Source organism: Streptomyces sp. NPDC059816 (genome assembly GCF_042732055.1).
Classification (GTDB): domain Bacteria; phylum Actinomycetota; class Actinomycetes; order Streptomycetales; family Streptomycetaceae; genus Streptomyces.
The window spans coordinates 99,258-110,844 of record NZ_JBHWIQ010000008.1 but is presented as its reverse complement, the minus strand read 5'-3'; the positions used below and the strand labels follow the sequence as shown (position 1 = coordinate 110,844).

General features: G+C 71.1%; 10 protein-coding genes and 1 riboswitch. Of the genes, 5 read left to right on the top strand and 5 right to left on the bottom strand.

The genetic code is table 11. The annotated features are described in order from the left end of the window. Positions 1–178 precede the first annotated feature (178 nt). Positions 179–1,141, top strand: a complete 963-nt coding sequence (otsB, locus tag ACFV88_RS13250) for a trehalose-phosphatase (RefSeq protein ID WP_385489661.1) — start codon at positions 179–181, stop codon at positions 1,139–1,141. Positions 1,142–1,148: 7 nt separating this feature from the next. Here the strand turns inward: otsB and ACFV88_RS13245 are convergent, their stop codons facing one another. The 4 genes from ACFV88_RS13245 to ACFV88_RS13230 all read right to left on the bottom strand — a co-directional run bounded on the left by ACFV88_RS13245 (position 1,149) and on the right by ACFV88_RS13230 (position 5,886). Then, a complete protein-coding gene (locus ACFV88_RS13245) occupies positions 1,149–2,645 on the bottom strand; it encodes a right-handed parallel beta-helix repeat-containing protein (protein WP_385489658.1) in 1,497 nt (498 codons plus the stop codon). A 111-nt stretch (positions 2,646–2,756) separates the two neighbouring features. Further along, complete coding sequence (locus tag ACFV88_RS13240; RefSeq protein WP_385489655.1) at positions 2,757–4,289, bottom strand: trehalose-6-phosphate synthase; 1,533 nt, start codon at positions 4,287–4,289, stop codon at positions 2,757–2,759. A 137-nt stretch (positions 4,290–4,426) separates the two neighbouring features. After that, entirely contained in the window at positions 4,427–4,648 is a 222-nt protein-coding gene (locus tag ACFV88_RS13235) for a hypothetical protein (protein ID WP_385489652.1), read from the bottom strand. A gap of 281 nt (positions 4,649–4,929) precedes the next feature. Further along, positions 4,930–5,886 carry a glucosyl-3-phosphoglycerate synthase gene (locus ACFV88_RS13230; RefSeq protein ID WP_385489650.1) on the bottom strand — a complete coding sequence of 319 codons (957 nt, stop codon included), beginning with the start codon at positions 5,884–5,886 and terminating at the stop codon, positions 4,930–4,932. 133 nt (positions 5,887–6,019) lie between these two features. After that, a riboswitch (SAM riboswitch) is annotated at positions 6,020–6,189 on the top strand. A gap of 17 nt (positions 6,190–6,206) precedes the next feature. On the opposite strand from ACFV88_RS13230, the gene thrC reads away from it, so the two are divergent. From thrC to groL, 4 genes are all read left to right on the top strand, one after another. Beyond that, positions 6,207–7,517, top strand: a complete 1,311-nt coding sequence (gene thrC, locus ACFV88_RS13225; RefSeq protein ID WP_385489647.1) for a threonine synthase — start codon at positions 6,207–6,209, stop codon at positions 7,515–7,517. 135 nt (positions 7,518–7,652) lie between these two features. After that, on the top strand, positions 7,653–7,928 hold the full coding sequence (locus ACFV88_RS13220) for a MoaD/ThiS family protein (RefSeq protein WP_385489644.1): 276 nt from the start codon (positions 7,653–7,655) through the stop codon (positions 7,926–7,928). A 449-nt stretch (positions 7,929–8,377) separates the two neighbouring features. Continuing rightward, positions 8,378–8,581, top strand: a complete 204-nt coding sequence (locus ACFV88_RS13215) for a cold-shock protein (RefSeq protein WP_037653356.1) — start codon at positions 8,378–8,380, stop codon at positions 8,579–8,581. A 680-nt stretch (positions 8,582–9,261) separates the two neighbouring features. Next, positions 9,262–10,884 carry a chaperonin GroEL gene (groL, locus tag ACFV88_RS13210; RefSeq protein ID WP_385489640.1) on the top strand — a complete coding sequence of 541 codons (1,623 nt, stop codon included), beginning with the start codon at positions 9,262–9,264 and terminating at the stop codon, positions 10,882–10,884. Positions 10,885–11,109: 225 nt separating this feature from the next. On the opposite strand, the gene ACFV88_RS13205 is transcribed toward groL, so the two are convergent. After that, complete coding sequence (locus ACFV88_RS13205; protein WP_385489637.1) at positions 11,110–11,421, bottom strand: hypothetical protein; 312 nt, start codon at positions 11,419–11,421, stop codon at positions 11,110–11,112. Positions 11,422–11,587: the final 166 nt, after the last annotated feature.

The following is an 11,587-nucleotide window of genomic DNA, read 5'->3' as shown; positions in this document are numbered from 1 at the left end:
ACGTCCGCACCGCGCAGCCGCCCGCACGGGGCAGCGCACGTCCACCAGGACGCACCCAGGGGCGCGGGGAACGGCGCGGGCACCCACATCGCACCCGCACCGAACCACGCACCGCACCGCGAGGCCCCCCGCACGGGCACCGCACCCGGCCGCCCGCCAAGGGCTACGCTCAGGACACATGGGCACCCCCAGCGAACGTGACAGCGAACGCACCAGGACCAGCGCCAGCACCGGGACCAGCGCCAGCAACAGCAACAGCAACAGCAACAGCAACAGCGAAACGGCCAGCGCACCCGTACTCGCACCGACCACGCCCGAGGGCCGCACCGCGCTAGCCGCGCTGCTCGCCGACCCACGGCACACCGTGGTCGGCCTCGACTTCGACGGAACCCTCGCCCCGATCGTCGCCGACCCGGACCGCGCCCGGGCCCACGAGGGCGCCGTCCCCGCCCTGACGGCCCTCGCCCCCGAGGTCCGCGCCGTGGCCGTGATCACCGGTCGCCCCGCCCCCGTGGCCGTCCGCAACGGGGGCTTCGAGGGTGCCGAGGGCCTGGACCACCTGGTCGTCCTCGGTCACTACGGGGCCGAACGCTGGGACGCCGCCACCGGCACCCTCAGCGCACCGCCCCCGCACCCGGGCGTCGACGCGGTGCGCACCGAACTCCCCGGCGTGCTCGCGGCGGCGGGCGACTGGCCGGGCACCTGGACCGAGGACAAGGGCCGTGCCGTGGCGGTCCACACCCGTCGCGCCGACGACCCGCAGGGCGCGTTCGACGCACTGCGCGGACCGCTCGGCGCACTGGCCGCCCGGCACGGGCTGATCGTGGAACCCGGCCGGCTGGTACTGGAGTTGCGCCCGCCGGGCGTGGACAAGGGCGTCGCGCTCACCGAGTACGTCCGGGAGACCGGGGCCCGCGCGGTCCTCTACGCGGGTGACGACCTGGGCGACCTGCCCGCGTTCGCCGCGGTGGCCGCCCTGCGGAAGGAGGGCGTGCCCGGTCTGCTGGTGTGCAGCGGCAGTACGGAGGTCACCGAACTCGCCGAGCGCGCCGACCTGGTGGTCGACGGCCCGGCGGGTGTCGTCGCGCTGCTGGACGCCCTCGCGCAGGCGATCCGTACCGACCGCGAGGGCCAGGGCTGACGTCAGATCAGCGAGGGGAACGCGTCTGGTCGGCGCCGAGGTTCGGCGGGGTCGGGATGCGCGTGCCGAAGAAGTCGCGGCGGGTGCCGTCCCCGGTCACGCTCCCGGCGCCCAGCGCGGGGGAGCCGGGCCGCAGCCGTACGTCCCCGGGCCGGGCGGGGTCGGCGGCGCGCAGCAGCGGGTCGGCGTTGACGGCCGAGGGGTCGCGCGGCTGGGCGGTGCGCCAGTACAGGTTGTTGCGGTAGGTGCTGAGGGTGTCCCGGATCGGTGAGCCGCCGTTCGCCGCGCCGACGAAGACGTTGTCCTCGAAGGTGACGCCGGTCTGTCCGTTGTTGGAGATCAGCGCGGTGTCGGGGCGGTCGGTGACGACGGTGTTGCGGTAGACGCGGGTGTCGGTGGTGGAGCCGCAGACCACGGAGATCACCGCGTAAGGGGAGGTGGTGTTGCGGTCGTTGATGCTGATGTTGTCGTGGACGCGGTTGCCGGAGCTGGTCTTGGTGCGGTCGTTGCACACCAGCAGGAAGCCGCCCTCGTTGTCGTGGCTGTAGTTGTAGCGGTAGACGTTGCGGTTGTTGCCGCCGTCGATGTCGTAGGCCATGGAGTCCCGGGTGCCGTGCCCGCCGGTGACCTCGTTGTACTGGTAGAGCACGTCGTCGGAGTCCCAGGCCCAGATGCCCGCGTTGTAGCCGCCGGAACGTTCGTTGAAGCCGTTGACGTAGTTGTGCTCGACCAGTGCGCCGCGGGTCTTCTGGACGACGATCCCGTCACCGCCCGCGTCGTACACCTGGTTGCGGACGAAGGTGACGTCCGTGGACAGCCAGTTGGCGCCCTGGACGTCGCGGCCCCAGGTGGACGAGGTGCCGATGCCGGTGCGGTCCGAGGTGCGGACGGTGGAGTCCTCGACGCGGATGCCGTCGAACCGGGTGGGCCGCTCGGTGCCCTGGACGGCGAAGAGGATGCCGCCGGAGGGGTCGGGGTCCTTGTGGTCGGAGCCGTTGACGTCGCGCACGTCGACCCCGTCCACCACGAAGTGTTCGGCGACCCCGTAGTCGGTGAGTTGGACGTAGACGCCGGCCCGGCGTTCGGTGGTGGTGGGCGCCCCGGTGTTGGACACCTCCAGGTTCCGCAGTTCCCACTGTTCGGTGTTGACGAGCCAGACGGCGGCCCGGGCACCGTTCGCCTCGATCCGGGGCTTCGTCCCGGTGCCGTACGCGTCGACGCGGACCGGTTTGCCGGGTGCGCCGGCGCCCTGCGGCTTGAGCACGCCGGTGCAGGAGGCGCCCCGCCGGAGCAGCAGCCGGTCGCCCGGCCGGTACACGTGCGCGCTGGCGCGTTCCAGGGAGCCCCAGGCGCGGGCGGCCCGGGTCCCGGAGTGCGCGTCGTCGCCGCGCGCGCAGTCCAGGTAGTAGGTGGTGCCTCGTCCGGGGGCCGCCGAAGCGTTCCCGGGCAGGCCGGCGAGGACGACTCCCGCCACGGTCAGGAGGGTGGTGCGCCGAAGTGACATGGCGGTGACGTTAGGTGCGCGGACGGTGGCACTCCCATGGACAAACACGGCCGGTCCTTGGACAAACCGGGTCGGCCGCCCCGTTCCCCCAGGGGCTCCGAGCGCCTCCGCTCAGTCGTCGAGGGCGTCAGGCGCGTCAGGCGCGTCAGGCGCGTCAGATGTGTCAGATGTGTCAGATGTGTCGGGGGCGTCGAGTGCGCGGAGTTGGTCGAGGAACCAGCGGGCCGGCGGGAGCGCGGTGGCCGCCGCGGCGAGGTGCTTGGTGCGTTCGGCGCGTTCGCCGTCGGGCGTGACGAGGGCGGTGTGCAGGGCGTCGGCAGTGGCGGTGACGTCGTACGGGTTGACGGTGAGGGCGTGGGCGCCGAGTTCCTCGAAGGCGCCGGCCTCCCGGGACAGCACCAGGACGCACCCCCGGTCGGACACCACGGGCACCTCCTTCGCGACCAGGTTCATCCCGTCCCGCACCGGGTTGACGAGCGCCACGTCCGCGAGCCGGTAGGCGGCGAGCGAGCGGGCGAAGTCGTCCTCCACGTGCAGCAGCACCGGGGTCCAACCCTCCGTGCCGTACGTGGAGTTGATCTCCTCGGCGACCCGGGCCACCTCGGCGGTGTAGTCCCGGTAGACGGCGAGGTCCTGCCGGGACGGGTAGGCGAAGGCGAGGTGCACCACCCGGCCGCGCCAGTCGGGGTGGCGCTCCAGGAGGTCGCGGTAGGCGAGCAGCCCGCGCACGATGTTCTTGGACAGTTCGGTGCGGTCGACCCGGACGATCGTGCGCCGCGGGGAGCCGTCCGGCCCGGTGCCGATCTGCTCGCGCAGGGTGCGCAGCCGTTCGTCCACGTCCGCCCGGTGGGAGCGTTCGCGCAGGAAGTCGGCGTCCGCACCGAGGCCGTGCACCCCGGTCCTGGTGGTGCCGGTGCCGCCCAGGACCTCCCGGCAGCAGGCGGTGAACGCGTCCGCCCAGCGGTGGGTGAGGAACGCGGCCCGGTCGGCGCCCAGGATGCCCCGGAGCAGCTGCTCCGCCACGTCGTCGGGGAGCAGCCGGAAGTAGTCGACGGGTGCCCAGGGGGTGTGCGAGAAGTGGCCGATCCGCAGGTCCGGCCGGAGCTCCCGGAGCAGTCCGGGCACCAGTGCGAGGTGGTAGTCCTGGACGAGGACCGCGGCGCCCTCGGCGGCCTCGTCGGCGAGCGCCCGGGCGAAGGCCGCGTTGTACGCCTCGTAGGACGCCCAGCGGGCCCGGAACTCCGCGTCGAAGACGGGCTCCAGCGGGGTCTGGTACAGCATGTGGTGGACGAACCACAGCACGGAGTTGGCGATGCCGTTGTAGGCGTCGGCGTACACGTCCGCCGGGATGTCCAGCATGCGTACGCGCTGTCCGCCGGTGTCCGCGGGATCGAGGGCGCCACCGGTGCGGCGGACCGCCTCGCGGTCGCCGTCGCCGAGGGCGGCGCACACCCAGACCGCGTCCGCGTCGGGGCCGATCGCGGAGAGCCCGGACACCAGTCCGCCCCCGCCGCGGCGGGCGTTCAGCGTGCCGTCGTCCGCCACCGCGTACGAGACGGGACCGCGGTTCGACGCCACGAGGACCGTGGCACCCGCGGCGCCCGTGGTGCTCGTGGTGCGCTGCCCACCCTGAGAGAAACCCATACGGCGATACCTCGCCCACCCGGTGAACCCTCAAACGTGGCCCCGGGCACGCCCTGCGCAGCCCCTGGCCCGTTGTCGCCGGTCGTCCGTCTCTCGTCCGACGGCCGTCCGCCGGTCGTATACGACGACCCCTCCGCTCACACCCCGGTTACGTGCAGTCGCCGTCCGGAGGCGGACTTGCTGCGCACCGTCGCGACCAGCAGTCCGCCGACCGCGCCCAGGGACACCACCAGCCCGCCGTACAGGTACGGCGAGAACCCGTCACGCACGGGGCGGGTCGTCCGGCGTTCCAGCGCGGGCGCGGGGGTGGCGTCCGCGCGGGGCGGTCCCACCGGATACGCGACCGGAGCCGACGTCACGGTGAGCGCCGATGCCGCGAGAACCCCTGCCGTCCACACAGCCAACCGCCGGACGCCACCACACGACCCCTTACCCACCCCGTGTGAGGAAAACATAAAAATACGGAGGAATGTGCGCATGAGCTGACAATCTAGGCAGTCGGTGGGGGCGCTCCGGGGCGCCACGCGGGACCGCGCCGCCCCCGTGCGCCGTTCACCGCAGCCGATTACGCCACTCGCCCGCTACCGCCGCACCCGCCCGTTACCGCCGCACCCGGCGAGCGCCCCGCCTGCCTACCCGGTCACGCCACGCGCCGCGCCGCGTACTCCGCCACCGAGGCCATCGGCGGACGCTCCTCCGTGTCGACGGCGTACGTGCGCGGCTCGAAGCCCCGCGGACCCCGCTCGAACTGCGTCAGCTCGGGCCGCATCAGGTGCCCCCGCGCCAACCGCAGCTGCGCCGTCCGGTAGACCGCCGCCGCCATCCGCCCCAGCGCCTGCCCGTCCTGGTGCCGGTGGCGCCGCACCCCCACGTCCACCTGCGCCAACGCATCGAGCCCCACCGTGTGCAGCGCGTCCACCAGCAACCCCAGCTCCACCCCGTACCCCACCGGGAACGGCAGCTGCTCCAGCAGCGAGCGGCGGGCCGCGTACTCGCCGCCCAGCGGTTGCACGAATCCGGCCAGCCGGGGCCAGTGCATGTTCAGCACCGGGCGGGCCAGCAGCTCGGTGACCCGGCCGCCCTGCCCGCCCCCGGCGACGGCGGTGCCGAGCGGCCGGTCGTACATCGCCTTCACGAACTGCACGTCCGGTTCGGTGAGCAGCGGCCCGACGATCCCGGTGACGAAGTCCGCGGAGAACTCGCGCAGGTCCGCGTCCACGAAACACACCACGTCACCGCGGGTCACCAGCAGCGACCGCCACAGCACCTCGCCCTTGCCGGGCAGCGCGGGCAGGCTCGGCAGGATCGCGTCCCGGTGCTCCACCCGCGCCCCGGCCGCCGCCGCGACCTCCGCCGTCCGGTCCGTGGAGCCCGAGTCGACCACCACCAGCTCGTCGACCAGCGGCACCGGCCCCGTCATCAGTTCCTCGCGGATCACGGACACGATTCGGCCGACCGTCGCCTGTTCGTCCAGCGCGGGCAGCACCACACTGACCGTGGTGCCCGAGGCCCGCTTAGCCGCGGTGAGCTGGTGCGGCGAACGGTCTGCCACGGACCAAGAACGCCTGCTCAGCCAGTCCTCGACTTCTTCCAGCACGGTCTACGGCTCCCTACTGTGATCCATCTCGCGGTGCGGACGACTATCTCAACTGTCCTGGCCTTCGGTTACAGTCTTGAACAACGCGGATGACCGTCGCATGTCGGGGGCCGTCTCGCTGACAACCACATACCGCTCATCCAGAGGGGCAGAGGGATACGGCCCGTTGAAGCCCCGGCAACCCTCCAGTCGGTTCTCGTGACCGTCCGCCGAAGATCGTCGGCGACATCACCCGCGAGGCTCCCGACTCGGGAAGGTGCCAATTCCGTCTCGTGGCGAAGCGCGCCACGGGGAAGATGAGGAGAAAGGGCCTCCCCTCCATGGCTGTTCAGACCGCTGCTTCCACCGCCGCTGCTCCCGACGTCGCCGACCCGGCCGTCGATCTCGGTCCCGCCGCAGCGCTCTCCTGTCGCGAGTGCGGCGAACGTTTCGCACTCGGCCCGATCTTCGCCTGCGAGCTGTGTTTCGGCCCCCTCGAAGTGGCCTACGACCTCCCGCTCGGTGACCCCGAGGCCCTGCGCAAGCAGATCGAGTCCGGTCCCGAGAACATCTGGCGCTACGCCCCGCTGCTGCCCGTCCCCGCCGACGTCGCCGAGAAGCCGAACCTGAACCCCGGCTGGACCAAGCTCGTCAAGGCCGACAACCTCGCCCGCGAACTGGGCGTGACCGGCGGCCTCTACGTCAAGGACGACTCCGGCAACCCGACGCACTCCTTCAAGGACCGCGTCGTCGCCCAGGCCCTGGAAGCCGCGCGCGCCTTCGGCTTCACCACCCTCTCCTGCTCCTCCACCGGCAACCTCGCCGGCGCCGTCGGCGCCGCCGCGGCCCGCGCCGGCCTGCGCTCCTGCGTGTTCATCCCGCACGACCTGGAGCAGGCGAAGGTCGTGACGGCGGCCGTCTACGGGGGCGAGCTCGTCGCGATCGAGGGCACCTACGACGACGTGAACCGTTTCTGCTCCGAGCTGATCGGTGACCCGCTCGGCGAGGGCTGGGGCTTCGTCAACGTCAACCTCCGCCCGTACTACGGCGAGGGCTCCAAGACGCTGGCGTACGAGATCTGCGAGCAGTTCGGCTGGGAGATCCCGGACCAGTGGGTCATCCCCATCGCCTCCGGCTCGCAGCTCACGAAGATCGACAAGGGGCTCCAGGAGCTGATCAAGCTCGGGCTCGTCGCCGACAAGCCGTACAAGATCTTCGGTGCCCAGGCGACCGGCTGCTCCCCGGTCTCCGCCGCCTTCAAGGCCGGTCACGACGTGGTCCGCCCGCAGAAGCCGGACACCATCGCCAAGTCGCTGGCCATCGGCAACCCGGCGGACGGCCCGTACGTGCTCGACATCGCCCGCCGCACCGGTGGCGCCGTGGACGACGTGGACGACGCGGCCGTGGTCGACGCGATCTCGCTGCTCGCCCGGACCGAGGGCATCTTCGCGGAGACCGCGGGCGGGGTCACCGTCGGCGTCACCAAGAAGCTCATCGAGGCCGGTCTGCTCGACCCCTCGCTGTCGACCGTCGTCCTCAACACCGGCGACGGGCTCAAGACCCTCGACGCGGTGGCGGACCGGGCCCGACCGACCGCGACGATCCGGCCGGACCTCGACGCGTTCCGCGACGCCGGCCTCGCCACCGGCTGACACCAGCCTGCCGCGCCCGCGGGGTGGGTCCGCCCGCCCCGCCGGGCCCGTACGTGATCCCCGTACGTGATCCCCGTACGTGATTGCCGTACGTCCCTGTACCGTCTCGCCGGAAACGACCGGAAAGGCCGCCCCATGAGCGTCAACGTCCGTATCCCGACCATTCTGCGCACCTACACCGGCGGCAAGGCCGAGGTGCCCGCCGAGGGGGCCACCCTCGCCGAGGTGATCGCCGACCTGGAGAAGAACCACGCCGGCATCGCGGGGCGCGTCCTGGACGACCAGGGCAAGCTGCGCCGGTTCGTGAACGTGTACGTCAACGACGACGACGTCCGCTTCGAGCAGGGCCTCGGCACCGCCACGCCCGACGGCGCCGGTGTGTCGATCATCCCCGCGGTCGCCGGCGGTTAATCCTGCACTCCGGGCCGCCGCCCCGCGGGCCCGGCGCTCCTGACGCTGCGTCACCGTGATGACCCCCTCCGCAAGAGAAGCGGAGGGGGTCATTCCATAGGATTGAACGCGATAGGGTTGGGGAAATGGCTCGCGCGCTTGTCCTTCACACATATGACTTCTCGGCCGCGCGGCGACAAGAAGTAGCCAAAGAGCATTACCGAATTAGCCCCTTTGTGGCATTTGCTGGGCCCGACTTGCCCTGAATTCCAGTCAATTATCTGGACATCTCCGATGCGTCGCGCCCGGATTTCTCGTCCAGTTGACCTGTTGCAGACGGCAGTTGGACAGATACATTCAGCGGCGGTCGACGCGTTCCGGCGCACACCCCCAACCGTTGGGGGGTGGAGGTATGACCCGGGTCCGCGAAGTGCGGTCCTGTGCAAGGGCCAGTAATAGGGGAGTTAGGCATGGCTCAGGGCACCGTCAAGTGGTTCAACGCGGAGAAGGGCTACGGCTTCATCGCGGTCGACGGTGGTGCGGATGTTTTCGTCCACTACAGCGCGATTCAAATGGACGGGTACCGCACCCTTGAAGAGGGCCAGCGGGTCGAGTTCGAGATCTCGCAGGGTCAGAAGGGGCCGCAGGCGGATATGGTCCGCGTGGCCGTCTGAGCCGCGCGTCGACTGGCTGCGACGTTACGGAGGGTCCGCACCCGGCAGGGGTGCGGACCCTCCGCATTGCCCGTGCGGGTGCGCTGGCGCCGTTCGCGCCGTCCCCGTGCCCCCGGGCGGGTGCCCCGTGGGGTGCGTCCTTGTCCGCGGGTGCGGGGTGGTTGCTCGCGCAGTTCCCCGCGCCCCTAACGGGGCCCGCCTCGGGTCAGGCGACGACGCTGGGTAGCGCCCCCCCTTCAGGGGCGCGGGGAACTGCGCAAAACAACAGCGCACCCGCACCGGGCGACGCACCCGCAGGGAAGCGCACCGAAGGGGCGCGGGGAACTGCGCGAGCAACCACGGCGCACCCGCAGGAGACAACGCGCCCCGCAAGGGAACGCGCCTGTGCGTTGGGGGAGCGGAACGCCGCTGACCTGCGGTGGAGCCCTCGGGGGGTCGCCGAAAAACGCCAAGCCGCTTGCACTCGCACCTGTCGAGTGCTAATCATTGGCGTTAGCACTCTACGAGTGAGAGTGCTACGAAGGACCGGGTCGGTGAGGCCCGCGGGCCGGGTGGGGCAAGGATTTCGCCCGGTGTCGCAGGTCGTCCGTCGCGGGCGCCAGCGCGGTCCGTACCATCCGCTCCCACGCTCTCGTCAGGGCGCGGGTAGGACCCCCTTCAGTCCGGGAGGACCACTTCACATGGCCAAGATCATCGCGTTCGACGAGGAGGCGCGGCGCGGCCTTGAGCGCGGTATGAACCAGCTCGCCGACGCCGTCAAGGTCACCCTCGGCCCCAAGGGCCGCAACGTCGTCCTTGAGAAGAAGTGGGGCGCCCCCACGATCACCAACGATGGTGTCTCCATCGCCAAGGAGATCGAGCTCGAAGACCCCTACGAGAAGATCGGCGCCGAGCTGGTCAAGGAGGTCGCGAAGAAGACGGACGACGTCGCCGGTGACGGCACGACGACCGCGACCGTCCTCGCCCAGGCGCTGGTGCGCGAGGGTCTGCGCAACGTTGCCGCGGGTGCCAACCCGATGGCCCTGAAGCGCGGCATCGAGAAGGCCGTCGAGGCCGTCTCCGCTGCCCTGCTGGAGCAGGCCAAGGACGTGGAGACCAAGGAGCAGATCGCCTCCACCGCCTCCATCTCCGCCGCCGACACCCAGATCGGTGACCTCATCGCCGAGGCCATGGACAAGGTCGGCAAGGAAGGCGTCATCACCGTCGAGGAGTCCCAGACCTTCGGTCTGGAGCTGGAACTCACCGAGGGCATGCGCTTCGACAAGGGCTACATCTCGGCGTACTTCGCCACCGACATGGAGCGTATGGAGGCGTCCCTGGACGACCCGTACATCCTGATCGCCAACTCCAAGATCGGCAACGTCAAGGACCTGCTGCCGCTCCTGGAGAAGGTCATGCAGTCGGGCAAGCCGCTGCTGATCATCGCCGAGGACGTCGAGGGCGAGGCCCTGTCGACCCTGGTCGTGAACAAGATCCGCGGCACCTTCAAGTCCGTCGCCGTCAAGGCCCCGGGCTTCGGCGACCGCCGCAAGGCCATGCTCGGCGACATCGCGATCCTCACGGGCGGCGAGGTCATCTCCGAGGAGGTCGGCCTCAAGCTGGAGAACGCGACCCTGGACCTCCTGGGCCGCGCCCGCAAGGTCGTCATCACCAAGGACGAGACCACCATCGTCGACGGTGCCGGTGACACGGACCAGGTTGCCGGTCGCGTCAACCAGATCCGCGCCGAGATCGAGAACTCCGACTCCGACTACGACCGCGAGAAGCTCCAGGAGCGCCTGGCGAAGCTCGCGGGCGGCGTGGCCGTCATCAAGGCCGGTGCCGCGACCGAGGTCGAGCTCAAGGAGCGCAAGCACCGCATCGAGGACGCCGTTCGCAACGCGAAGGCCGCCGTCGAAGAGGGCATCGTCGCGGGTGGTGGCGTGGCCCTGCTCCAGGCTGCCGCCGTCTTCGAGAAGCTGGAGCTGGAGGGCGACGAGGCCACCGGTGCCGCCGCCGTCAAGCTCGCGCTTGAGGCTCCGCTGAAGCAGATCGCCGTCAACGCCGGCCTTGAGGGTGGCGTCGTCGTGGAGAAGGTGCGCAACCTGACTCCGGGTCACGGGCTCAACGCCGCGAGCGGTGAGTACGTCGACATGATCGCCGAGGGCATCCTCGACCCGGCGAAGGTGACGCGTTCCGCGCTGCAGAACGCTGCGTCGATCGCTGCGCTGTTCCTCACGACCGAGGCTGTCATCGCTGACAAGCCGGAGAAGGCTGCGGCTGCCGCGCCGGGCGGTATGCCCGGTGGCGACATGGACTTCTGAGCCTCTTCGGCTCGGACTCCGCGTCTCGGTTCGAGGGCGGCACCCCCTGGTGGGGTGCCGCCCTCGGGCGTTCCTGTCTCGTTCGTCCGCGGGTGCGTGGGGGGTGCTCGCGCCGTTCCCCGCGCCCCTTTGGTGCGCTTCCCTGCGGGTGCGTTGTTTCTGTGCGGTGCGCTGGTGTTTTGCGCAGTTCCCCGCGCCCCTGAGGGGGGCGCTTGCCATCGTGGGTTAGCTGAACACTGTGGTCAGGGGCATCTTGACGGTGGAGACCGGTACGCCCGCCGCGGCGAGCCGGTCGACGGCCCACAGCACCGCGTCCCTCGCCGAGGCCGCTCGCACCGTGCACGGGAACCGCACGCCGCGGGGGTCCTCCTCCCAGCCGATTGCGCCGCCGGCGAGTTCGGGTGCGTGGTCGAACGCGTCGGACTCCCGCTCGGTCGGGCGCCCCTCCGGGTACAGGACGAACGTCCAGTCACGCACAACCGCTGTGCCTCCGGTGAACTCATCGATCTTCTTCCTCTCGGTGCGTCGGTGGGGCACGCGTACAGGGTCACCGTGCTGCCTCCGCTGATGCTGCCGTAGTGGCGGATGGCCACCGGCGCGGTCGTCCAGCGGGAGCAGACGGCGCAGCGGACCGTGAAGGGCCGGGGTGGTGGTCCGGCCGGTGCGTCGGGGGTCATGGGGGCGCCGCCATCCGTACGTGCCC